Annotated in this window: 19 protein-coding genes; 10 read left to right on the top strand and 9 right to left on the bottom strand. The window is 73.4% G+C overall.

The features are described 5' to 3' along the window. Positions 1-19: 19 nt before the first annotated feature. Positions 20-463, bottom strand: a complete 444-nt coding sequence (locus LO763_RS04580) for a MarR family winged helix-turn-helix transcriptional regulator (protein ID WP_230600765.1) — start codon at positions 461-463, stop codon at positions 20-22. A 169-nt stretch (positions 464-632) separates the two neighbouring features. Here LO763_RS04580 and LO763_RS04575 point away from each other — a divergent pair, with 169 nt between their 5' ends. The 3 genes from LO763_RS04575 to LO763_RS04565 all read left to right on the top strand — a co-directional run bounded on the left by LO763_RS04575 (position 633) and on the right by LO763_RS04565 (position 6,088). Then, positions 633-1,508, top strand: a complete 876-nt coding sequence (locus LO763_RS04575) for an NAD(P)-dependent oxidoreductase (protein WP_230600764.1) — start codon at positions 633-635, stop codon at positions 1,506-1,508. A 169-nt stretch (positions 1,509-1,677) separates the two neighbouring features. After that, complete coding sequence (locus LO763_RS04570; protein WP_230600763.1) at positions 1,678-2,757, top strand: NADH:flavin oxidoreductase/NADH oxidase; 1,080 nt, start codon at positions 1,678-1,680, stop codon at positions 2,755-2,757. 223 nt (positions 2,758-2,980) lie between these two features. Then, complete coding sequence (locus LO763_RS04565) at positions 2,981-6,088, top strand: NB-ARC domain-containing protein (RefSeq protein WP_230600762.1); 3,108 nt, start codon at positions 2,981-2,983, stop codon at positions 6,086-6,088. A gap of 98 nt (positions 6,089-6,186) precedes the next feature. Here LO763_RS04565 and LO763_RS04560 read toward each other — a convergent pair whose 3' ends face one another. Further along, the gene (locus LO763_RS04560; protein ID WP_230600761.1) at positions 6,187-7,407 is read right to left on the bottom strand and encodes an ROK family protein; all 1,221 of its coding nucleotides are present in this window, start codon (positions 7,405-7,407) and stop codon (positions 6,187-6,189) included. Positions 7,408-7,555: 148 nt separating this feature from the next. Between LO763_RS04560 and LO763_RS04555 the strand changes: the two genes are divergently transcribed. Continuing rightward, a complete protein-coding gene (locus tag LO763_RS04555) occupies positions 7,556-9,220 on the top strand; it encodes a glycoside hydrolase family 13 protein (protein WP_230600760.1) in 1,665 nt (554 codons plus the stop codon). A 180-nt stretch (positions 9,221-9,400) separates the two neighbouring features. Here the strand turns inward: LO763_RS04555 and LO763_RS04550 are convergent, their stop codons facing one another. Beyond that, on the bottom strand, positions 9,401-11,467 hold the full coding sequence (locus tag LO763_RS04550) for an MDR family MFS transporter (RefSeq protein WP_230600759.1): 2,067 nt from the start codon (positions 11,465-11,467) through the stop codon (positions 9,401-9,403). Positions 11,468-11,574: 107 nt separating this feature from the next. Between LO763_RS04550 and LO763_RS04545 the strand changes: the two genes are divergently transcribed. Together LO763_RS04545 and LO763_RS04540 are read left to right on the top strand one after the other, a co-directional pair. Next, a complete protein-coding gene (locus LO763_RS04545) occupies positions 11,575-13,158 on the top strand; it encodes a cation:proton antiporter (RefSeq protein ID WP_230600758.1) in 1,584 nt (527 codons plus the stop codon). Between the two features lie 104 nt (positions 13,159-13,262). Further along, entirely contained in the window at positions 13,263-14,114 is an 852-nt protein-coding gene (locus LO763_RS04540; RefSeq protein WP_230600757.1) for a copper chaperone PCu(A)C domain-containing protein, read from the top strand. 85 nt (positions 14,115-14,199) lie between these two features. Here LO763_RS04540 and LO763_RS29575 read toward each other — a convergent pair whose 3' ends face one another. Both LO763_RS29575 and LO763_RS04530 read right to left on the bottom strand, forming a co-directional pair. Next, the gene (locus tag LO763_RS29575; protein ID WP_230600756.1) at positions 14,200-15,366 is read right to left on the bottom strand and encodes a PP2C family protein-serine/threonine phosphatase; all 1,167 of its coding nucleotides are present in this window, start codon (positions 15,364-15,366) and stop codon (positions 14,200-14,202) included. 89 nt (positions 15,367-15,455) lie between these two features. Next, on the bottom strand, positions 15,456-16,004 hold the full coding sequence (locus tag LO763_RS04530; protein WP_230600755.1) for a DUF1269 domain-containing protein: 549 nt from the start codon (positions 16,002-16,004) through the stop codon (positions 15,456-15,458). Between the two features lie 223 nt (positions 16,005-16,227). Between LO763_RS04530 and LO763_RS04525 the strand changes: the two genes are divergently transcribed. The 4 genes from LO763_RS04525 to LO763_RS04510 all read left to right on the top strand — a co-directional run bounded on the left by LO763_RS04525 (position 16,228) and on the right by LO763_RS04510 (position 20,241). Continuing rightward, entirely contained in the window at positions 16,228-17,166 is a 939-nt protein-coding gene (locus LO763_RS04525) for a sulfite exporter TauE/SafE family protein (RefSeq protein WP_230600754.1), read from the top strand. Positions 17,167-17,323: 157 nt separating this feature from the next. Next, positions 17,324-19,228 carry a hypothetical protein gene (locus LO763_RS04520; protein WP_230600753.1) on the top strand — a complete coding sequence of 635 codons (1,905 nt, stop codon included), beginning with the start codon at positions 17,324-17,326 and terminating at the stop codon, positions 19,226-19,228. 74 nt (positions 19,229-19,302) lie between these two features. Next, positions 19,303-19,491, top strand: a complete 189-nt coding sequence (locus LO763_RS04515; RefSeq protein ID WP_230600752.1) for a hypothetical protein — start codon at positions 19,303-19,305, stop codon at positions 19,489-19,491. Positions 19,492-19,599: 108 nt separating this feature from the next. After that, the gene (locus LO763_RS04510) at positions 19,600-20,241 is read left to right on the top strand and encodes a class I SAM-dependent methyltransferase (RefSeq protein ID WP_230600751.1); all 642 of its coding nucleotides are present in this window, start codon (positions 19,600-19,602) and stop codon (positions 20,239-20,241) included. Here the strand turns inward: LO763_RS04510 and LO763_RS04505 are convergent. The 4 genes from LO763_RS04505 to LO763_RS04490 all read right to left on the bottom strand — a co-directional run bounded on the left by LO763_RS04505 (position 20,236) and on the right by LO763_RS04490 (position 23,172). Next, a complete protein-coding gene (locus LO763_RS04505) occupies positions 20,236-21,024 on the bottom strand; it encodes a CPBP family intramembrane glutamic endopeptidase (protein ID WP_230600750.1) in 789 nt (262 codons plus the stop codon). The two genes, LO763_RS04510 and LO763_RS04505, sit on opposite strands and share 6 nt — an antisense overlap. A 112-nt stretch (positions 21,025-21,136) precedes the next feature. Further along, positions 21,137-22,039 (bottom strand): fructosamine kinase family protein, encoded by a 903-nt coding sequence (locus LO763_RS04500; RefSeq protein ID WP_230600749.1) that lies wholly within the window; start codon positions 22,037-22,039, stop codon positions 21,137-21,139. A gap of 82 nt (positions 22,040-22,121) precedes the next feature. Beyond that, positions 22,122-22,361 (bottom strand): DUF397 domain-containing protein, encoded by a 240-nt coding sequence (locus LO763_RS04495; protein WP_230600748.1) that lies wholly within the window; start codon positions 22,359-22,361, stop codon positions 22,122-22,124. Then, positions 22,345-23,172, bottom strand: coding sequence for a Scr1 family TA system antitoxin-like transcriptional regulator (locus tag LO763_RS04490; protein WP_230600747.1), 828 nt, complete (start codon positions 23,170-23,172; stop codon positions 22,345-22,347). The genes LO763_RS04495 and LO763_RS04490 overlap by 17 nt, the downstream gene beginning before the upstream one ends. Positions 23,173-23,189: the final 17 nt, after the last annotated feature.

Raw genomic sequence — 23,189 nt, 5'->3', positions numbered from 1 at the left:
GTAAGGCCCGCCGCCATGCTCAGCCGATGCGCTCCAGCGCCTCGACCAGCAGCTTGAACTCGGGGTTCTCCCGCGCCTCGTCGAGCGCCTCGTGCAGGGCGCCGTCATGGGTCGGCCGGGCCGCGCCGAGCAGCCTCAGGCCCTCCTCGGTGACGTTCGTGTAGATGCCGCGGCGGTCGTCCTTGCAGATCGTGCGCGCCAGCAGCCCGCGGTCCTCCAGGCGGGTCACCAGCCGGGTCGTGGCGCTCTGGCTGAGCACGATCGCCTCGGCGACCTGCCGCATCTGGAGATGACTCGTCTTGGTCTGGCGGCTGAGCACGGTGAGCAGCGAGAACTCGCGGACGCTCAGGTCGTGCTCGGCCTCCAGCCTGCGCTCGACGCGGTCGGCGATGCGTTCGTGCAGCGCCGACAGCGCGCACCAGTGCTGCGCCAGGGCGGTCGTGGCCTCCGGGGTCGCGGTCACAGCGCTCCTCCTCGCTCTCGGAGATCCGGGCAAGTCTAGCGTACAGCGATATAGGTAACACGCCAATTGCCATCGCTTGCAATTATCCCGCGTTTGCAAGTAATGTGGGGGCCGAACGTTCCGCGCCGGCGCCGAGACCGCCGCCCGCGACCAGCGAAGAAGGAGCACCATGAGCGACAAGCCGACCGTGGCCGTCCTCGGCACCGGCATCATGGGGGCCGCGATGGCCCGCAACCTCGCCCGCGCCGGACACGAGGTCTGCGCGTGGAACCGCACCCGCGACAAGGCGGCGCCCCTGGCCGCCGACGGCGTCCTGATCGCCGACACCCCCGCAGCGGCCGTCGACGGCGCCGACGCGGTCCTGACCGTCCTCTACGACGGCCCCGCCGCGCTCGACGTCATGGAGCAGGCCGCGCCCGCCCTGCGCCCGGGCATGCGCTGGGTGCAGTCCACGACCGCCGGGATCGAGGGCGTCGCCGCCCTGGCCGCCTTCGCCGACGAGCACGGCCTGGTGTTCTTCGACGCGCCCGTGCTCGGCACGAGGGAGCCCGCCGAGGCCGGGAAGCTCACCGTCCTCGCCTCCGGGCCGAACGGCGACGCGGCGGCGAACGCCGTGTTCGACGCGGTCGGCGCCAAGACCGTGTGGACCGGCACCGACGGGGCCGACGGCAGCGCCTCGCGCCTCAAACTCGTCGCCAACAGCTGGGTCCTGGTCCTCACCCACGGCATCGGCGAGGTCCTCGCCCTCGCCGAGGGACTCCAGGTGGACCCGCGGCGGTTCTTCGAGCTCATCGACGGCGGCCCGCTCGACGCCGGGTACGCCCGTGTCAAGGGCGGCCTCATCCTCGACGGCGAGACCGGCCGCACCAGCTTCGGCCTCGACACCGCCGTCAAGGACGCCCGCCTCATCGTCGAGGCCGCCCGCGGCGCCGGCGTCCGCCTCGACCTGGCCGAGGCCGGGGCCGAGCGGTTCCGCCGCGCCGCTGCCCAGGGCCGCGGCGGCGAGGACATGGCCGCCTCCTACTACGCCAGCTTCGACGAGTAGACCGACCCGGACGGCGGCCGGAACCGCTCCGGCCCCGCCCCAGGCGACCGCCGAGGCCCTGTCCAGGATCATCGGATAGCGTCGCCGGACCGCCCCGATCGCGCCGACGCCGCCGCGACCGCCCGACACCGCCAACCGCGCCCGACCGGCGCCACACGAAGGAACGACCGTGACCAGCAACCTGTTCACCCCGCTCACCATCCGCGGCACCACCATCCCCAACCGGGCCTGGATGGCGCCGATGTGCCAGTACAGCGCCGACACCGAGGGACCCGGCACCGGCGCCCCCAACGACTGGCACCTCCAGCACTACGGCTCCCGCGCCGTCGGCGGCGCCGGCCTGATCCTCGTGGAGGCCACCGGCGTCACCGCCGAAGGCCGCATCAGCCCCGGCGACCTCGGCATCTGGAACGACGCCCAGGTCGAGGGCCACCGCCGCCTCACCGCCATCATGCGCGCCCACGGCACGGTCCCCGGCATCCAGCTCGCCCACGCGGGCCGCAAGGCCAGCACCGACCTCGAGTTCAACGGCGGCGCCTCCCTCGCCGAGGGCGGGGGCGGCTGGAAGCCCGTCGGCCCCAGCGCCGTCGCCTTCAGCGAGAAGCTCCAGGTCCCGCACGAGCTCACCCGCGAGGAGATCCAGGGCGTCGTCGCGGCCTTCGCCGACGCGGCCCGCCGCTCCGCCGAGGCCGGGTACGAGGTCTTCGAGATCCACTCAGCCCACGGCTACCTCCTCCACGAGTTCCTCTCGCCCATGTCCAACCGCCGCGAGGACGAGTACGGCGGCTCCTTCGCGAACCGCACCCGGCTCCACCTGGAGGTCGTCGACGCCGTCCGCGCCGTCGTGGGGGAGCGGGCCCCGCTGCTCTACCGCGTCTCGGCCACCGACTGGATCGAGCCCGAGGGCTGGACCGCCGACGACACGGTGCGCCTCGCCGCGCTCCTGCGCGAGCACGGCGTGGACCTCCTCGACGTGTCCTCCGGAGGCAACGTCCCGCGCGCGCCCATCCCCTCCGCCCCCGGCTACCAGGTCCCCTTCGCCGCGCGGGTGCGCCGCGAGACCGGGCTGCCGACCGCCGCGGTCGGACTCATCACCGAGGCCCGCCAGGCCGAGAAGATCCTCGCCGACGGCGAGGCCGATGCGATCTTCATCGGCCGCGAGCTGCTGCGCCGCCCCTACTGGCCGCACGAGGCCGCCGCCGAGCTGGGCGACGAGCGCCCCCTCCCCGTCCAGTACGGCCGCGCCTGACCGCCCGGGCCCGTCCACCCGCCCCGCGGCGGGTGAACGGGCCCGCTGCGACGGCGCCCAAGGACGCCGCCCCGGCCGTCCGTTCCTGCCCGGTCCGGTTCGCAGCGGAGCCCCACGGCACCGGCCGCGGCCTGCTGCCTCGGTCGCAGCGCAAGCACGGGTGGCATGCCGGCGAGTATGATGGGTTGGCTTCAGCGGCACGGACACGGAGGTTCCACCCCACGTGATCGAACCCCTCTTCGACCTCGTCAGCGCAGCGGCCGCCAAGTGGGTCGGCAGCCGCATCGCCGCCGGCCTCGACGTGAAGCTGCGGAGCCGGCAGCTCACGCAAGGCCGCCCTGCCAAGGACCAGCAGGCCGAACTGGCGGCGGTCATCACCGCCGCCGTGGCGGAGACTGCGACCGAGTTGTTCCCCGGCGAGCCCCGCCTCCAGAAGAAGCTCCGCACCACCCTGTGCCGCGGCAAGACCCAGGACTGGCCGCTGGTCGACGGCACCGACCTCGATGACCTGGTCAGCGACGTCCACGCCTGGCTCCTAGAGAACGACCCCGGGCCCGGCGGCCCCGGGGCGTCGAGCGCCGACGAGCACCCCTACCTGCAAGTCCTATGCCGCTACATCATCACCTCCTACGGTTTCCGCGCCGAGAACAACGGAATACGGAACGTCATCCTGTACCCGAGATGGAGCCGGTTCCGGTCCGAGAACCTGCTGCGACTGCTTGACCGCGACCCGCCGTCGAGGTTCGAACCGCGACGGTTCGGGACGATCCCGCCGCTGGCCGCCGCGCGGCAGGACCGGCCGGTCGATGCGCGTCTGAACGCCACACTCGCCGAGGGAGGCGCGGCCATCCAGATCCTGTCGGGGATGAGCGGCGTGGGGAAGACCCAGATCGCCGCCGCCTGCGCTCTCAAGCAGTGGGCCGACCGTAAGGTCGACCTGCTGGTATGGGTGAACGCTGGCAGTCGTGACGCGATCATCGCCGCCTTCGGTCAAGCCGCCGCCGAGGTCTGCGGCGCCGACCCGGCCGGCGGCGAACACGCCGCGCAGCGGTTTCTGGCCTGGCTCGACCGCCCCGATACGCCTCGATGGCTGATCGTGCTCGACGACCTCACCGCTCAGGACGACCTCATCGGCCTCTGGCCGCCGGCGAACAGGAACGGGCGCACCGTCATCACCACTCGTCGACGCGACGCCGCACTCGATGGGGCTGGTCGAGCGCGAACCGACGTCGGCATGTTCAGCCCGGAGGAGGCCGCCGACTTCCTCGGTGGTCGGCTGCGTCATGACTCCCGGCGCCTGGAGGGCGCCGCTGCGCTGGCCGAGGACCTGGGCCATCTGCCGCTCGCGCTCGCTCAGGCCGCTGCCTACATTCTCGACATGCCGAGCCTGAACTGCGAGGCCTATCGCGAACGCCTCGCCGACCGCACCACGAAGCTCGCGGATCTCAGCCCTCGGGCTATTCCCGACGACTACCGTCGGTCGGCCGCGGCGGCGCTTTCACTGGCCGTCGAGCGAGCTGATCCGGACTACCCGAACGGCATGCCGACGAGGCTGCTCGAGCTGGCCAGCATGGTCGAGCCGAACGGGATTCCCACGGGATTCTATCTGCACCAGGCCGCATCACGGTACTTCCAGACCACAACGTCGTCGACCGGCCTGTCCCCCCGCACCGCGATCGCGAACGAGACGGAGGCGGTGCTCTCACGCCTGCACCGCCTGTCGCTCCTCAACTGGGACGGTGAGACGGTGGACGTGCACTCGCTTGTCCAGCGCATCGTCCGCGACTGGTTCTCTCCCGAGCGACACCGCCGCATGGCGGTGGTCGCCGCCGATTGCCTGGAACTCTCCTGGCAGCGCCTCGATCTCAGTGCGGCCGTCGGCGCCGTACTGCGGGCGAGCGCCGCGCGGCTCCGCGCCGAGCATGACGAACTCCTCTTCGAAGGGGGGATGCACCCCCTCCTCATGCGCATCGGCATCAGCCTTGGGAAATGGGGCCGGACCGGTGAAGCCGCCGCCTACTTCGAAGCGCTGACGGCCCTCGGCGAGGCCCGGCTGGGACGGGACGATCCGGACACGCTGGCGGCGCAGGTGAGCCATGGCAGCGTGCTCTCCGAAGCGCACGACTTCTCCGGGGCGGTCCGGGTGTTCGACGGGCTCCTCGAGCGCATGGTCCGCGTTCACGGCCCGACCGACATCCGCACCTTGTGGCACCGGGCCGACCTGGCGAGGCTCAGTGGGCAGATGGGGTTTCCGGACCGGGCGGTCGAACAGTACACGAGCATCGTCGCCGACGCCGAAGACGTGCTCGGCGCCGCCGACGCCCAGGTCCTCAAATTCAAGGCCGAACTGGTCGGATTGCGAGAATCGGCGGGCGCTGCCGCCGACGCCGCGATGACGGAGGACGTCCGCGTCGAGTTCGAGCGGCGTTCCGCCGAGAGCGAGACCGCGTTCTCGCTGCGATCGAGTTCGGCCAACCGGCTCGGAGCGGACGACCCGAGCGCCGCCGTGGCCGCACTCGAATCGCTCCTGAGCGACATGGAGGACGTCTTCGCTCCGGAGTATCCGAACCTGTTCAGGGTCCGGTCCAACCTGGCGCGCTGGCGAGGCGAAGCCGGCGACCCCGCCCGTGCGGCCGCCGAACTCGAAGTGCTCGTCGACGACATGGACCGGGCCTTGGGGGCCGGCCACGCTCAGACGATCCGTGTGCTGGTCAACCTGGTGATACAGCGGGCCGAGGCCGACGACGTCGAGGGAGCGGCCGCCGCGTTCGAGCGGTTCGCGGCGGACACCGAACATGCCTTCGGCCCCATGGACGTCCGCACCTTCAGCCTCCTCAGGGTGCTCTTCAGCCGCCAAGGCCGTGCACGCGACCGCATCGCCGTCGCAATGCTGCTCGGCAGATGGCGATTCGTCGTGTCGCGAACGCCCGCACCGTCAGACTCCGAGGACGGGACGCGGCGATCGGAGTGCGTCGCCGTGATCCGCCAAGGAGAACGGCGCCGCGAGATCAGCGTCGGCCCCCTGCCCGTCGCCTACCATGATGCGATGACCGACGTTCTCGGTAGGGAACTGGCGATGCGAACCTCCTACCGAGAGACGATGCGCGGCACCTCCCGCGAAGGACTCGAAGGATTCCTGGCCCTGACGCGAAGCGGCGAAGATGTGACGCCCGAGAGCCTCCAGCGGCTGCTTCGACCGGATCCGGACACCGCACGGTCGGTGTTCGAGGAGTTCTCCGGCCTGGTAAGGCGGATCGCCCCCGAACTGCGGCGCATCGCCGAAACCGCGGCAGTCGCCGGCGTCCCGCCCCGGGCCTCTGGGCGCGATTAGCGACCGTTCGCTGATGCCGCCGGTCGTCCGCCGCCCGCAACCGTCCGAAGCCCCCGGTCCGCGCCCGCCCGCGACCCCGCGCCCGGGACACCGCTGCTTCAGCCGGTCGGACCGGCTCCGCGCGGCACCGGGTCGAGCGTCATCGCGTTCGCCCGCACCAGTTCCAGCGCCCGCGTGAGCGCCCCGACGCTGACCACGCCCCCGCCCAGCGTCGAGGCCACGAGCTCCGGCGCCGGCGCTGGTGTCAGGTCCTCGAGGCGCGCGGCTGCGTGCCGCAGGACCGGCGCAAGCGAGGCGGCGACCGCGCCCGAGAAAACGATCCGCTCCACGTCGAGCAGTCCTCCCAGGACCGCGCAGATCCGGGCCAGTCGCTCGGCCATCCGCTCCACGAGCTTCAGCGCCGCCGGGTCCTCGGCCTCGGCGGCCTTCAGCACCGTCTCGGCGCCGGTCTGCTCAGGCGCCGTCCACATGAGCGGGCTCGTGTCCGGGAGCGCGCCCGCCGCCCGGGCCTCCAGCGCCCATTCGCGCAGCAGCGCCCCGACGCCGTGCGCCGAGCCGACGCCGTCGACCAGTGCGAGCAGCCCCAGTTCCCCGGCGCCGCCGCGGCGCCCGCGCACCAGGTGCCCGTCCACCACGTACCCCGCGCCGAACCGCTCCCCGGACACGAGTGTGACGTACGACGAGGCGCCCCTGCCCGCCCCTGCCGCCCCTTCGGCGATCGCGGCCAGGTTCGCGTCGTTCTCGACCTCGGTGAGCCACCCCCGGTCGCGGAAGCGCGCCGCGTAACCGGGGTTCATGCGGGACCAGAACTCGCTCTCGGGGGAGTTGCCGTCGGCGTCGGTCGGGGCGGGGACCCCCACCGCGATGCACAGGACCGACGCAGCGTCGACGCCGGCCCGCTCGAGCGCGTCCGCGACGGCCGTGTCGGTGGCCTCCGTGCGCCGCACCGGGTCGTCGGAGTCGAGCCCGGTGCGGGCGCGGGCGAGCTCCCTCCCGCGCAAGTCCGCCACCGCGGCCGTGACGCAGTGCTGCCCGGCGTCGACGCCCACGACCGCTCCGGCGTCGGCGCGCAGCTCGTACCGGCGAGCCGGGCGCCCCTTGCGGTACTCCCCGCCCGCAACCCGGGCGTTCGGGAGCTCCGCGAACCAGCCGCGCTCCACGAACTCGTCGCACAGGGCGATCACCGTCGAACGGGCCAGCCCGGTAGCCGCGATCACGTCACTCGCGGTGAAGACCGGCGCGTCCCACCCGCGGTCCAGCACGGCGGCCGCGTTCGCCCGTCGCTGGGAGAACGCGGCCCTCTCGTCGATCGCGGTCACGATGCTTGACACCTCGCCTTCGGTGTACCAGTATGACGGTGGCAAATTGATTTTTACATTAGATTTAATCACCGGATCAATGATGTCGCCGCACCGGCACCGGTACGGCACCACCGGCGATTCGACCACCGCAGAAAGGCACCCGCACATGACCGAGCCGATCACCGGCGGCCGCGCCGCGGCCGACGCCGACTGGTGGCGCCAGGCCGTCGTCTACCAGATCTACCCGCGCAGCTTCGCCGACGCGAACGGCGACGGCATCGGCGACCTGCCCGGCATCACCTCCCGCGCCGGCTACCTCGCCGACCTCGGCGTCGACGCCGTCTGGCTCAGCCCCTTCTACCCGTCCGCGCTCGCCGACGGCGGCTACGACGTCGACGACTACCGCGACGTCGACCCCCGCCTGGGCTCCCTCGACGACTTCGACGTCATGATCAAGGCCCTGCACGACAAGGGCATCAAGCTCATCGTCGACATCGTCCCCAACCACTCCTCCAACCGCCACGAGTGGTTCCGCCAGGCCCTGGCCGCCCCGAAGGGCTCGCCCGAGCGCGACCGGTACGTCTTCCGCGACGGCCTCGGCGAACGCGGCGAACTGCCGCCCGCCGACTGGACCTCCATGTTCGGCGGACCGGCCTGGACCCCGGTCGGCGACGGCCAGTGGTACCTGCACCTCTTCGCCATCGAGCAGCCCGACTTCAACTGGCGCAACGAGGAGGTCCGCGCGGACTTCCTGACCACCCTGCGCTTCTGGTCCGACCGCGGCGTGGACGGCTTCCGCGTCGACGTCGCCCACGCCCTCGCCAAGCACCTCCCCGACGACCTGCCCTCCGAGACCGAGCTCGCCGCGATGGACAAGGCCACCGGCACCCACCTCCTGTGGGACCGCGACGAGGTCCACGACATCTACGCCGACTGGCGCCGGGTCTTCGACGAGTACGACCCGCCGCGCATCGCCGTCGCCGAGGCGTGGGTCAACCCGCCTTGGCGCCGCGCCCGCTACGCCAGCGCCGAGGGCCTGGGCCAGGCGTTCAACTTCGACCTCCTCGAGGCCGACTTCGACGCGGGCGCCTTCCGGCGGATCATCACCGACAACCTCGAGCAGGCCGCCGACTCGGGCTCCTCGACCACCTGGGTGTTCTCCAACCACGACGTGATCCGGCACGCGACCCGCTACGGCCTCCCGCCCAACGGCGACCAGCCGCGCCGCAGCGGCCGCGCCTGGCTGCTCTCCGGCGGCGCCGAGCCCGCGCTCGACGCGGCCGCCGGGCTGCGCCGCGCCCGCGCCGCGACGCTGCTCATGCTCGCCCTGCCCGGCAGCGCCTACCTCTACCAGGGGGAGGAGCTCGGGCTCGGCGAGGTGGCGGACATCCCGGCCCAGGACCGCCAGGACCCGACGTTCTTCCGCAGCCCCGGCGTCGACGTCGGCCGCGACGGCTGCCGCGTGCCGATCCCGTGGACCACCGGCGGCGACTCCTTCGGGTTCGGCGACGACGGCGCGCACCTGCCGCAGCCCGAGTGGTTCGGGGGCCTCTCGGTGGAGGCCCAGGAGGGCGACCCGGCCTCGACGCTCGCGCTGTACCGCGACGCCCTCGCGCTGCGCCGGGAGCTCCAGACGACCGAGGCGCTCGACTGGGCGCCCTCGGGACCCGAAGTGCTGCACGTCAAGCGCGCGGGCGGCTGGGAGGCCGTGGCCAACTTCGGCGCCGGGCCCGCCCCGCTGCCGGAGGGCGAGGTGCTCCTCGCCAGCGGCCCCGTCGAGGGCGGCGAGCTGCCGCCCGAGACCACCGTCTGGCTCCGCACCACCGCCTGACCTCGGCATCGGAACACCTTGCGCCGCAAGGCGAACGCGCCGGACCCCGCTTCGGGGTCCGGCGCGTGTCCGACATCGGGGCAGGCATTCCCGTCGCACCCCCGCGCCATGGTCGTCCCCCGGGGGTCCCTCTGGTGTCCGATTCGCACAGAACCGCCGAGACGCTCCCGGACATCACACCTAGGCGCTGCCGACCTCGACCCGCGCCTTCGGCTCGCCGTCCGAGAACGACTCCTGCGCGGCGAGGTCCCGCGCCAGGCGCGTCACCGCCCGGTTGAACACCGCCCGGTCCTGCGGGTCGTCCATGTCCCAGTCGTCCAGGCGCCGGTCCAGCCACCGCTGCCAGGCCGCGATGAACCGCTCGAACTCCAGCAGCCCCCGCACCGTCAGCCGCAGCCGCCCCTCGTCCACCGCCAGGTACCCGTCCCGCACCGCCTGCGTGAACACCGGCAGCAGCACCTGCGCGGGCAGCCGGTGCGCCGCCGCGATCCGCGACACCGTCGCCTCCACGCCCGCCACCTGCCGCATGTAGACCTGCCGCAGCGCCCACGTCCCCGCCCGGTCCAGCGGCGAGGCGCTCGCGGCCGACCGGTACACCTCGGTGTAGACCGTCCGCCGCTCGCGCTGCATCACGTCGGAGACCATGCGCGCCAACCGCTCCTCCGACGGCGCCGGGTCCGGGGCCGCGAACCCCTCGCCCAGGTCCGAGGCCCGCCCCCGCGCCGCGTCGTGCAGCGGCCGCTCCTTGAGGAGCCACGCCACCAGGAACCCCAGCGCCGCCACCGGCACCGTCCAGAAGAACACGAAGTTGATCGAGTCCGCGTACGCCTGCACGACCGGCGCGATCACCTCCTCCGGCAGCTCGTGCAGCGCACCGGGACCGGCCGCCGCCGCCGGGTCGATCCCGCTCTCGGCGTAGGCGGACGCCAGCAGCGGCGTCGAGTGGTTGGTGAACAGCGTCCCGAAGATCGCCGTCCCGAACGTCGACCCCACCGTCCGGAAGAACGTCACGCCCGAGGTCGCCGCCCCCAGCTGCGCGTACGGCACCGTGTTCTGCACCGCGATCGTCAGCACCTGCATCGCCAGGCCCAGCCCGAGGCCCAGGACCAGCATGTACAGCGACTCGAGCCAGACGCTCGTCCCCGGCCCCATCGTCGACATCAGGTACAGCCCCGCGGCCATCACCGCGGTCCCCGCGATCGGGAACAGCTTGTACCGCCCGGTCCGGCTCACCACCGCGCCCGACAGGATCGAGGTGAACAGCATGCCAGCCACCATCGGCAGCGTCCGGTACCCCGAGACGGTCGCCGAGACCCCGTCCACGTACTGGAGGTACGTCGGCAGGAACGTCATCGCCCCGAGCATCGCGAACCCCACGATGAAGCTCAGCACCGAGCACACCGTGAACACGGGGTTGGCGAACAGTCCCATCGGCAGGATCGGCTCGGCCGCCCGCCGCTCCACGACCACGAACAGCGCCAGCGCGACCACCGCGCCCGCGAACATCCCCAGGATCGTCGGCGAGTCCCACGCGTACTCGTCCCCGCCCCACTCCAGCGCCAGGATCAGCAGCGAGGTGCCGATCGCGACGAGCACCAGCCCCATGTAGTCGATGACCGGCCGGACCGCCGACCGCACCCGCGGCACGAACGCCGCCGCCATCGCGATCATGACCACCGCGATCGGCACGTTCACGTAGAAGCACCACCGCCACGACAGATGGTCGGTGAACAGCCCGCCCAGGGTCGGCCCGAGCACGGTCGTCACGCCGAAGACCGCGCCCATCGCGCCCTGGTACTTGCCGCGCTCGCGCAGCGGGATCACGTCGGCGATGAGCGCCATCGCCGTGACCATGAGCCCGCCCGCGCCCAGGCCCTGCACGGCCCGCGCGGCGATGAGGAACACCATGTCGTCGCTGAACCCCGCCAGCGCCGAGCCGCCGACGAACACGACCGCGCTGATCTGGAAGACCGCCTTGCGCCCGAACATGTCGCCGAACTTGCCCACCACGGCCGAAGCGATCGCCTCCGCGAGCAGGTAGGACGTCACGACCCACGCCATGTGCCCCGCGCCGCCGAGGTCGGCGACGATCGTCGGCAGCGCCGTCGAGACGATCGTCTGGTCCAGCGCGGCCATGAGCATCCCGAGCAGGATCGTGACGAACACGAGGTTGCGGCGGGACCTGCTCAGCACCGGCGGCGCGGGGTGGGCGGCGTCCACGATCTCGGCGGTGTCGACAGTGCTCATAGGCCGAAACGATAGTCGCAAAAGGGGCATTCGGTGGCCGAGAGCGTCCGAACCCGCCCCCGCCGCGCATAGGATGACCCGGACGCCCGGGACCAGGAGGGACGCGCATGGAACTGGTGGCGACCCTCTTCGCCCTCACCGTCGGCGGCCTGCTGCTGACGGCCGCCGCCGAGTGGATGCGCATCCCCGCCCCGGTCCTCATCTGCGTCTACGGCCTCGCCCTCGGCCTCGTCCCCGGCGTGCCCGCCCTCGAGCTCGACCCCGAGCACCTCCTGCCGATCCTGCTGCCGCCGCTGCTGTGGGCCGCGGCCCGCAAGTCCTCCTGGCGGCACTTCGCCGCCAACTGGCGCCCGATCCTGTTCCTCGCGGTCGTCCTCGTCTTCGTCACCGCCGCAGCGGTCGCCGCGCTCGCCGCCGCGATCAGCCCGGTCCTGCCGGTCGGGGCCGCCGTGGTCCTCGGCGCGATCTGCGCCCCGCCGGACGCCGCCGCGGTCGCCGCCGTCGCCGACCGGCTCGGCCTGCCCCGGCGCCTGGTCACCGTCCTCGAAGGCGAGGGCCTGTTCAACGACGTCACGGCCCTGACCCTCTACAACGTGGCCGTGGTCGGCGTGGTCAGCGGCTCGGTCTCGGTGCTGTGGTCGGCGGGCCTGTTCGCCTACTCGGCCGTCGCGGCGGCCGCCGTCGGCCTCGCCACGGGCTGGTTCCTCGTCAAACTCGGCTCCCTCGTGGACGACAGCCGCGTCCGCACCGCGCTGAGCCTGACCGGCCCCTACATCGCCTACCTCCTCGCCGACGGCCTCCGGGCCTCCGGCGTCCTGGCCGTCATCTGCGCCGCGTTCTACCTCGTCGCCCGCTCCGACGACCCCGAGGACTTCGAGGGCCGCCTGGTGCAGGGCTCGGTGTGGGACGTGCTCGAGACGGCCCTGAACGCGCTCACGTTCGGCCTGGTCGGCATGGAGCTGGTCGACATCATCGACGCCGCCGGCCCCGGCGTCGGCGACCTGCTGTGGAAGGCCCTCGCCGTGGCCGGGGCCGTGATCGCCGTCCGCGCGGTCTGGCTCGGCCTCGCGCTCCTCCTGGGGCGCATGGGCATCGGCTGGAAGGACATCGGGAACCACCCGCGGCTGGCCGCGGTCACCGCGTGGGCGGGCATGCGCGGGGTGGTCACCGTGGTGACCGCGCTGGCGCTGCCGGAGACCACCGCCGACGGCGCGCCGTTCCCCGGCCGCGAGCAGATCCAGTTCCTCGCGGTGGCGGTCGTGCTCGCCACCCTGGTCGCGCAGGGGCTCACGCTGCCGGGGCTCATCGCGTTCCTGGGCGTGCGCGAGGACGAGGCGAAGGAGACCGAGGCGCTGCGCTCGATCATGTCCGAGGCGGCCGCGGCGGCCACCGGCCGCCTCCGCGAGCTGCGCGAGGCGGGCGAAGTGGACGACGAGGCGGCCGCCAAGATGGAGCGCTGGTTCGGCCGCCGGTCCGAGCAGGTCGCCGCCCTGGTCGAGAACCGCGGGGACCCCGAGGTCGAGCGGCTGGCCGAGCGCCTGGACGCGGTGCGGCGCGTCGAGGGCGAGATGCTCTCGGCGGCCACGGGCCGGGTGCTGCGGCTGCGGTCCTCGCCGGGCCGCGACCCGGCCCTGATCGACCGGGTGCTCGCCGCCCTGGACCACCGCGCGGTCGGCCGCCGCCGGACCTGACGCCCCGCCGCTCCCGGACCGGCCCCGATCCGGCACCGCGCCGCGCCGCCGCGTCCGGTATGTCGCGGCGGGCCCGGCGCACCGGCGCCCGTAAGGTGGCTTTTGTGGAGAGACGAGACGCGAACACCGAGGCGGGCCGCACCGCCGCCAGGGGCGCCGTCCGGGCCGCGGGGCGTTGGGCCGCCGCGCTGACGGCGGCGGGCCTGGCGCTGACCGGATGCGGTGCGGGCCAGGACGCCCAGACCGGTGACAAGGTCCCGGCCATCGACGGCATCAACGTGAATGCGGGGGATCTGGCCTTGCGCGACCTGCACGTGGACTTCGGCGGGCCAGGGGGCTACCCGGAGGGGGGCTCGGCCCCGCTGCGGGTGTGGATCGCCAACGAGGGCGGGGAGACCGTGATCCTGGAGGGGGTGACCAGTCCCGACGCCGACGCCGTCACGCTGGTGAACCCCGAGGGCGCGACCGGCCCGACCGAGATCCCGCCGGGCGGCTCCTCGGCGACGCCCGACGGCGACCCCGCCGAGCCGACCGAGGAGGAGCCCTCCCCGTCCGAGGCGGACGGTTTCGAGACCTCCGACGACGCCTCCGAGACCCCCGGGGCGGACGCCTCCGAGACCCCGAGCGCCGACGCGTCCCCGACGCCCGGCGGGGACGGCGAGTCGCCGACCGCCGCGGAGACCGCGACCCCCGGAGGGGACGAGGGCGGCGACGCCCCGTCCGGCGAGCGCGACTTCACCGTGGAGATCGCCCCGGGCGCCCATGTGCGCCTGGAGCCCGAGGCCGGTTCGTACCTGATGCTCGAAGGCCTCAAGGAGGAGCTGACCGCCGCCTCGGAGGTCGAGGTCGTGTTCCTCTTCTCCAACGGCGAGGCGGTGACCGTGAGCCTGCCGATGGGCGAGCCCGCCGAGGCCCAGACCCGCGAGTACTTCGAGCCGTCGGACGACGGCCACTAGGGCCTACCGCGGCGGGCCGTCCGCACGGCATGACGCCGCTGGCCTTGCGGCGCCGTCCCGAACGGGGCGGCGCCGCTCCCGCCTCCTACCGCGAGGCCGACCCCGAGACCTGCATGATGAGCACGGTCAGGTCGTCGGTGCGGACGAACCCGCCGCCCCGGAAGTCGGCCTTGAGCTTGCGGTGCAGCGCGTCCGGGTCGCGCACGCCCGCGGCGATGTGGGAGTTGAGCATCGCCGTGAGCGGGAAGGTCCGCCCCTCGCCGTTGCGGGCCTCGGTGATGCCGTCGCTGAAGACCACGATGAGGTCGCCGGGCATGAGCGTCGCTTCGCGGATCTCGGCGCGCTGGAGCCCGAAGTCGACGAGCCCGAGCGGCGGCATGGGCCTGGCGTCGATCGGCACCGCGCTCCCGCGCACCAGCAGGGGCGCGTGGTGCCCGCACAGGACGACGCGGACGGTGTCGTGCCGCGGGGTGATCTCGACGAGCGCGGCGGTGGCGAAGGACTGGTCCCACTCGTCGCGGCCCCGGTTGTGCAGGCGCACCCGCCGCTCCATGCGCGCGGCCAGGACGGTCAGGTCGGGGTCGTCGAGCGCCCGCTCCCGGAAGGTCCCCAGGAGCGCGTCGGTGAGCTGCACGGTGCTCAGGTCGTGGCCCTGCACGTCGCCCACGACGGCGCGCACCCCGGCCTCGGTCTCCTGCACGTCGTAGAAGTCGCCGCCGACCAGGCCGGGGCTGCCCTCGGGGGTCCGGTAGGCCACGGCGACCCGCACGCCGCCGACGCGTTCGGGCAGTTCGGGCAGGATCGCGCCCTGGACGGTCTCGGCCACGAACGTCATGTCGAGCAGGCGCATGACGATCCGGTTCCTGATCCAGGCGAGGGCGGCGCACAGCATCCCGACGGCGGCCACCGCGGGCAGGTCGCCCCAGGCGATGTGCGGGTAGGGGAGGATCCCCATGGCCCCGGTGCAGGCGACCGCGACGACGAGGAGCGCGGCCAGGGCGGTCGCGACCGGGCCGTTGACCAGGGCGGTGAACGCGGGCAGGAAGACGAGCGCGTAGCTCGCGTACGGGATCATGATCGGGTTCACGAAGGAGAGCGGGACGGTCACGGCGAGCAGGAGGAGCGGCAGCAGCCGCAGCACCAGGACCGAGCCGGGGTGGCCGCCGGCGATGCGGCTCCACGGGGTCTCGGGCAGCACATAGGAGCGCATGTACCCCTGCATGTCGTCCGCCACGCGCCCCGTCGCCTTCACGAGGCGAGCGTAAGCGGGCCGGGCGCCCCCGGACCCCGGAAACGGCGAAAGCGGACGGGGGCCGCTCCCGTCCGCTTCCGTCCCGTGCGTCAGGCGCCCGCGGGCTGCGTCGGCTGCGCCTCCGCGGTCCGGTTCCCCGCCGCTCCCGAGGTCTGCTCGTCGATGGCCTCGCGCAGGCGCTCCTCGTCCTCGGACGAGAGGTTCGTCTGGAGGAGCCGCCCCTGGTACTGGCCGCCGAGCTCCTCGAGGACCTTGTCCTGGGTGGCGGTGAGGACGAGGAGGACGAGCGCGGCGCTGCCCGGGCTGAGCTCCCTGCCGAGGTCCTTCATGAAGGAGTCGTCCACGCCGACGTCGGTCATGGCCCCGCCCGCGGCGCCGGCCGCCGCGCCCACGGCCATGCCCAGCAGCGGCGCGAAGAACAGCAGGCCGATGAGGCCGCCCCACAGGGCCCCGCCCGCGGCGCTGACGCCGACCAGCGAGTTCGACTGGTGGAGCTTGACCTTGCCGTCGTCCCGGCGCTCGACGACCACCGCGTCGCCGAGCTTGATGAGCTCGCGCTTCTGCATGTCGGCGAGCTTGGCCAGGACCGTCTGCGCGGTGGCGACGTCCGGGTAGCCCACGGCGATGAGTTGGCTCATGCTGCTTCCTCTCTGCTGAGCCGCCGGCGGCGGCGTCTGGCCCGATTGTGGGCCCCGCGGCGCGCCCGCGTCCCGGAATCGCCGCGAAACCCCGGCCTCCAGCCCCGCCGCCGCGGCGTCCCGCGCTTCGGGACCGCCGGTTGACGGCTACTCCACGACAATCTATATTTCCCATAGATTTAGTAGAATTACTTGCCCGGACAACGTCCCGAAAGGCTTCCCCGTGCGCACCCTCGTCCTCCTGGGCCTGGTCGGTCTGGCCGCCCAACTCGTCGACGGCAGCCTCGGCATGGCATACGGCGTCACCTCCACGACGCTCCTGCTCGCCATAGGCGCCAACCCCGCCTCCGCCTCGGCCACCGTCCACCTCGCCGAGATCGGCACCACCCTCGCCTCCGGCGCCGCCCACTGGCGCTTCGGCAACGTCGACTGGAAGGTCGTCCTTAAGATCGGCGTGCCCGGCGCCGTCGGCGCCTTCGCGGGCGCCACCTTCCTCTCCTGGCTCTCGACCGAGCTCGCCGCCCCGTTCATGGCGCTCGTGCTGCTCTCCCTGGGCCTGTACCTGCTCATCCGCTTCACCTTCCGCGGCGTCGACACCCGCCACCTCGGCAAGCCGCTGCGCAAGCGGTTCCTGACCCCGCTGGGCCTCGTCGGCGGCTTCCTCGACGCCTCCGGCGGCGGCGGGTGGGGCCCGGTCGGCACCCCCGCGCTGCTGGCGAGCGGCCGCATCGAGCCCCGCAAGGTCATCGGCTCGATCGACACCTCCGAGTTCCTCGTCGCCGTCGCCGCCTCGATCGGCTTCATCATCGGCATCGGCGGCGAGGGCGTGAACTTCGCCTGGGTCGGCGTCCTGCTGCTCGGCGGCCTCATCGCCGCGCCGATCGCCGCCTGGCTCGTCCGCCACATCCCCCCGCGCGTCCTCGGCTCGGCCGTCGGCGGCGTCATCGTCCTCACCAACACGCGCACCTTGCTGCGCAGCGACTGGATCGACGCCCCCGGCGGGGTCGCCGCGACCGTCTACATCGTCATCGCCGCCGCGTGGACCGCGGCCGTCGTCCACTCGGTGCGCCGCCACCGCGCCGAGCGGGACGTGGGCGGACCGGTCCTCGACAAGGCCGGCGAGCCCGCCGCGACCGAGAAGTCCGCCCCCGAGGCCACCTGACGCGCCCCGCTTCCCAAGGGCCCGCGGCACTCGCGCCGCGGGCCCTCCGCGCGCCCTCCGCCCGACCGTCCCTATCGGACTTGGATGACGACCGCGCCGCCCGCCTCCAGTAGCATGTTGCCTCAATGTGGCCTCGTGCCCGACCGTTGGAGGCGCCGTGACGCAGTTCTACCAGGCATTGCTCCGCGACGGCGGCCAGCGGCTCGGCCCGCGCCTGCGGCGGACGTTCGCCGCGTGGGCCGGCGTGGCGGACGACGGCTCGCCCCGCCTCGAGCGTGCCGCCGGACGCGGCCGGGCCGTCCTCGCCGACGACGGGGTCTGCGGCCGCTACCTCCTCGACGCGCCCGCCCCCGGCGGGCGTCTGCGCACCACCGCGACCTGGGCCGCGGCCCCCGACCCCGCCAAGAGCTGGGTCCGCGTCACCGTCGAAGGGGACGCCGACGAGCCCCCCGCCCAGGCCCCCGGGTTCGTGGCGCCCTTCCTCGCCACCGGCCGCGCCACCGACGGCGCCGTCCCGGTCGAGGCGGGCCCGCACCTGGTCGGCCCCGAGGAGGTCAAGGAGCTCACCGCCTGGCTCGCCGACCCCGACCGCGGGGTCCCGGTCATCGTCCTCACCGCCGACCGCACCGAGCCCGGACTCGTCACCGCCTGCGCCGACCACCTGGCCGCGGCCCTCGCGGGCGTCGCCGTCGTCGCGCGCCTCTACGACACCAGGACCCAGGACGACCTCAACGCCTGGCTCGGCCCCGACCTCAGCGTCTTCGGCGGCGGCCTGCGCACCTACCTGCCGGGCGTGCGCCCCGGCGAGGAGACCTACGCGATGCGCCACCAGCCCCGCGGCGGCGGCGCCATCCGCGACCACGGGGTGCGCGCGCTCGGCGTCGTCGTCGAAGGCGTCGCCGACCTCTCCGTGCACCGCCCGCTCCCGACCGACGTGCGCCAGACCGAACCGCGCGTCGCCCGCGTCCTCGCCGGGACCCTCGCCCCGGGGGACCTGCACGCCCCGCCGCCGAGCCCCGCCGCGATGGCCGTCCCCCGCCAGCCGCGGCCGCAGCGGGCCGCCCCGCCCGCCCAGGCCCCCGCGCCGGAGCCGCCGGCCGCACCCGCCCCCGCGCCGACCGAGCCCGCCCCGCCGCCGGTCGCGCCCGCACCGCCGCCGGAGGCCGCCCCCGCCGTCGTCGAGACCCCCGCCGCCGCCGAGGGCCTCGCCGACCGCATCGCCGAGCGGCTCGCCGACCACCTCGACGACAGCGTCCTCGAGGCCCTCGTCGACATGGCCCGCGGCGGCGACTCCGAGACCACCGCGCTCATCAAGACCATGTCCGCCCACCTCGACGCCCTCACCCGCGCCGTCGAGGCCTCCGGCCTCCTCGGCCCGCACGGCCGCGGCCACGGGCTCGAACGGCTCCAGGAGCAGTACGACCAGCTCGAGTCCGACTACGTCGAGCTCCAGGAGCACGAGCGCAAGGCCCAGGACCGCGTCCGCTGGCTCGAGGGCCGCCTCGCCGAGCACGCCGACCCCGTCTACGGCGTCCAGACCGACCTCGACGGCCACTGGGAGGCCGAGAGCCTCATGGACGTCGTCCAGCGCGCCCGCAGGCGCCTGCGCCGCCTCGACCTGCCCGACACCCTCGACACCGAGGTCTCCCGGCTCGACGTCATGTACCCGCGCCAGCGCCGCCGCTGGACCGGCAAGGCCTGGGACGCCCTGCTCGCCCTCGACGCCTACGCCGAGGCCCGCGCCGAGGACCGCTTCACCGGCGGCTTCTACGACTGGTGCGCCCGGCCCCTGCCCGGCGCGCCGGTCATCACCCCCGCCATGGTGTCCATGAAGGAGTCCGACTCGGTCTCGGGCAACCCCAAGTACCACCGGGCCCGGGTCTTCCGCGTCCCCGCCCAGATCGACCCGTCCGGGCGCGTCTTCATGCCCTCGCACATCAAGCTCCAGGCCGTCGGCTCGCCCGCGCCCCGCATGCACTTCCTCGACGACGCGGGCGGCGCGACCGGCAAGATCTGGATCGGCTACCTCGGCGACCACCTGCCCAACACCCGCACCAACTGAGCGCCCCGGGCGACGCCGGGTCCACCCGCCCCGGCGCCTCCCGTAGGCTCGCGGGGAACCCGGGAGGAGCACCGATGGACTTCATGCGCCGCAACGCCCGCTGGATCGCCCTGGCGGCCCTCCTCGCGATGGCGGCCCCGTTCCTCGCGCAGGGCCTCAACGCCCTGTTCGCGGTCGACACCTTCCTCGTGGCCGCGATCCTGCTGCTGGGCGTCGTGGTCGCCGTCGTGGCCCTGGCCCGGTCGCAGCGCGACGAGGAGTGACCCCGGCGGTCCCCGCCGCCGCCCTGCGGCACCCACCGGTGAACACTCTTGACTAGGCTCGAACACGAGCAATGCCCGCGTTGACACGCTCCCCAGAGGAGGACCCCCTTGGCACGCCGCAACCGACCCCTGTTCGCCCGCTGGTACCCGGACGCCGCCGCCCGGCTCGAGGAGCGCGGCCTCGCCGCGCTGCGCGCGCGCCTGCTCGCCCCGCTGGAAGGGCGCGTCCTCGAAATCGGCTGCGGCTTCGGCGCCAACTTCCCCCACTACCCCGGTGCCGTGACCGAACTGGTCGCCGTCGAACCCGAGGAGCGCTTCCGCGACCTGGCCCGCGAACGCGCCGAGGAACTCGGCCTCAAGGCCGCCGTCGTCGAGGGCACCGCCGAGTCGCTGCCGGTCGAGACCGGCTCGTTCGACGCCGTGGTCGCCACGGCCGTGCTCTGCTCGGTGGACGACCAGGCCGCGGCCCTGGCCGAGATCGCGCGCGTGCTCAAACCCGGCGGCGCTCTGGTGGGCTTCGAGCACGTCGGCTCGCCCGGCCGCGCCCGGCGCTTCACCGAGAAGGCCCTCGACGCCGTCCTCTGGACGCACCTGAACGGCGGCTGCCACCTCTCCCGGGACACCCTCGGCGCGATCCGGGAGGCGGGCTTCGCGACCGACGACCTGGCGACCGAGCGGCTCCCGTTCCTGCCGTGGCCGGTCTCCCAGAGCCCCCACCTCGTCGGCACCGCCCGCAAGCCGTCCCTATAGGGCCGCGGCCTCCCGCCCGCGGCGCCGGGCGACGGCGCGCCGGAACAGCGCCATGAACACCGCGGTCGTGACCACGGCGGCGACGGCGGTGACGTACACCTGCGGCGACTCGTTGACCTCCTCGCCCGCGACGGTGTGCAGGGCGACGTTGATGAGCCAGTGGCCCGCGGCGGCCGTGGCCACGCGCTGCCAGAAGGCGCCGTTGCCCATGTGCCCCAGCAGGACCGCGAAGGCGATGGTCGAGACGAGGAACGAGGCGGCGACCAGGAGCCCGGCGGTGAAGATCTGGACGTGCCACAGGGCCCAGACGACACCGGTGACGACCGACGCCGCGAAGCGCCCCATCCGGGTCTCGAACAGCGGCTGCATGAGGCCGCGCCACCCGATCTCCTCGCCGGTCGCCCCGACGAGCTGGAGCACCAGGTACAGGACGAACGGCGCCCCCGCGACACTGGAGACGCCCGCCAGACCGGTCCCCGTGGCCAGCGAGAACCCGATGGCCAGGGCGGCGAAGAGCGCGACGGCGGCGGCCATCAGCACGGTGTGGGCGACCACCTGCTTCCGCGAGACCGCTTGCGGCAGCAGGGCCTTGAGGCGCCTGCGGTAGATCAGCCATGTCGCCAGGGCCCCGAGCGCGGGGCCGAACTGCGCGAGGGTGAGCAGTTCGGCGTCGACCGCCGGCTGGAGCAGGCCGATCGCCCCGGAGAACAGGAAGGCGAGCAGCGTGAAGACGCCGAGCACGGGCCAGGGGCTCGGGGCGGTGCGGGAAGACGAGGAGGGCATGGCTTCCTTTCGAGATGCGCAGGGGCCGAAGGGGCTTCGCGAGACTACGCCCCGGCCGGCCCGTCCCGGTGCCCGAGGAGCACGGCTGTGACGCCTGGGACCGCGAGCGGCCTCAGCGCGGGGGCGCTCCGCGGCGCCGGAACGGCGCGATGACCGCCCGGACGGCGGCCGCCGCGCCGCCGTCGTCGTCGTCGTCATGGGCGATGACGCTGAGCAGCTCCCGCAGGTGCAGGATCGGCATCCGCTCCTCCCAGCCGTCGTCGAGCCCGGCGACCTCCCGGTAGACGGCGAAGAACCGCTCGGAGGCGGGCGGGCGCAGCGCGCACCACGTCATGCTGAGCTCGGCCTCGGGCCAGCCGTAGGACGCGGCCGGGTCGATGAGCACGGGCTCGCCTCCGTCGGTGGCGACGACGTTGCCCTGCCACAGGTCGCCGTGGAGCAGGCACGGCGGCCGCGCGGGGACCAGCTCGGGCAGCGCGGCGCACAGGCCTTCGAGGGCCCGGCGCTCCTCGCGGTCGAACGCCGCCCCGACCAGCGGTTCGGACAGCCAGCGCAGGACGCGCCGCTCGGCGAAGAAGACGTGGCCGTCCCGCTCCCAGGCGTTGTCCTGGCGCAGCCGGCCCAGCCAGCCGTCGCGGTGCCAGCCGAACCGGTCGCCGACGGTGGAGGTGTGCAGCGCGGCGACCGTGTGCGCGAGGCGTTCCCAGAAGGGCTCGTCGTCGCGGCGCGGCCGCATCCGCTCCAGGACGAGCAGGCGCGGGGAGGCGTGCAGCACCTCGGGCGTGTTCGTGCCGCCGAGGTCGCGGAGCGCGGCGAGCCCGGCGGCCTCGACGGTGAACACGTCCGTCTCGGGTCCCGGCAGCGTCTTGGCGAAGACCTGCGAGCCGTCTTGGAGCGCGACCAGTCCGGCGACGGCGACCACCCCGCCGACGGCACTCTCGACTCTCGTTGCGGCGTAACCGGCTTCGCGGAGCCGTTCGGCGAGGATCTCCTCATGGGTCGTCCGCCGGTTCAAGCACGTCCCCCGTCCGCGCAGCAGGCCGTCGAGCACTGCGGCCCCGTCCGAAAGGGCGGGGCCGCAGGCGAAGTCGTCGTGATCAAGCGGTGGCGTTGATGAGGGCGGTGAGGTCCCGCTCGCTCAGGTCGAACAGGGGGGAGGCATCGCCCAGTTTCGAGTCGCGCACGTGGAAACCGGCGTCGCCGCACGGGGCGATCTCGACGCAGTTGCCGTCGCTACCGCTGCTGCTGCGCGTGCTCTTGCGCCAGGACCGGCGCAGCTCGACGCACTCGGAGGTCCCGGCGCTATTGCTGCGCGTGCTCTTACGCCAAGCGGTCACGTTCTGCTTCAAGGAAAGCCTCCAAGTCGTCGCCGCGGGTCCAGTTCTTCTTGATGCGCTCATGGTATCCCTCGACCCGCTTCAACTCCTCGATGCACCAGCTGCGGTCCTGGATCTGCGCGTAGACGAAGGCCGGGCCCGCGGTCGGGCTCTTCCCGGGCACGTAGACCTCGAACGGCCCGCCGAGGTCGCTGGGCCGGTTCATGACCCGGATCTCCCAGTCGGGCATGGCGTTCCACTCCCGCAGCGCCTCGATCTGCTCCCGCCGGTCGTCGCGCTCCATGACCTTCATGTCGTAGAAGGCGTTGGTGCCGATCATGATGCTCATCCGGTACGGCGTCGTCCGGTCCTTGATGTCCTCCTGCCGCTGCTCCTTGAAGTCCGCCCCGAACTTGGCCTGCTGGTCGGTGGTGTCCTCGGCGACCTGCAGGACCTGCGTGTTGTAGGCCCGGGTCTGCGCGATCCCGGGGAAGATCAGCGGCTCCCACTTCCAAATCGATCCGTAGTGGAGTTCCGCCTTGGCCAGGCCCAGCGCGTTGTACCGCGGATGGGTCTCCAGGTTGAGGCTCTTCTTGTCGCGGGCGATGACCGCCAGGAACTCGGTCATCTCCTCGCCCATGCGCAGGACCTTGCCGAGGCCGAGCACCTCGGCGTAGCTGGGGAGCGTCTCGCCCCTCTCCCAGTTGCGAACGGTCCCTTCGCTGATGCCGAGGGTCAGGGAGAGTTTGAGCGGCGAGAGTCCCAGGGCTTGGCGCCGGTCGGCGAGATGGATGCCGACCTGCCAACTGGTGAGCGCAGAGGGAACGGCCATGAGCGCCTCCATTGAGC

The organism is Glycomyces amatae (genome assembly GCF_020991375.1).
Classification (GTDB): domain Bacteria; phylum Actinomycetota; class Actinomycetes; order Mycobacteriales; family Micromonosporaceae; genus Glycomyces; species Glycomyces amatae.
The sequence above is the reverse complement of the archived record's forward strand: the minus strand, read 5'-3'. Positions and strand labels throughout refer to the sequence as shown.

Bases quoted from the DNA above. Each gene is read 5' to 3' on its own strand.
- LO763_RS04530 (WP_230600755.1), bottom strand. From the start codon at position 16,004: ATGAGCCAACTCATCGCCGTGGGCTACCCGGACGTCGCCACCGCGCAG.
- LO763_RS04555 (WP_230600760.1), top strand. From the start codon at position 7,556: ATGACCGAGCCGATCACCGGCGGCCGCGCCGCGGCCGACGCCGACTGG.
- LO763_RS04575 (WP_230600764.1), top strand. From the start codon at position 633: ATGAGCGACAAGCCGACCGTGGCCGTCCTCGGCACCGGCATCATGGGG.
- LO763_RS04545 (WP_230600758.1), top strand. From the start codon at position 11,575: ATGGAACTGGTGGCGACCCTCTTCGCCCTCACCGTCGGCGGCCTGCTG.
- LO763_RS04505 (WP_230600750.1), bottom strand. From the start codon at position 21,024: ATGCCCTCCTCGTCTTCCCGCACCGCCCCGAGCCCCTGGCCCGTGCTC.
- LO763_RS04550 (WP_230600759.1), bottom strand. From the start codon at position 11,467: ATGAGCACTGTCGACACCGCCGAGATCGTGGACGCCGCCCACCCCGCG.
- LO763_RS04490 (WP_230600747.1), bottom strand. From the start codon at position 23,172: ATGGCCGTTCCCTCTGCGCTCACCAGTTGGCAGGTCGGCATCCATCTC.
- LO763_RS04515 (WP_230600752.1), top strand. From the start codon at position 19,303: ATGGACTTCATGCGCCGCAACGCCCGCTGGATCGCCCTGGCGGCCCTC.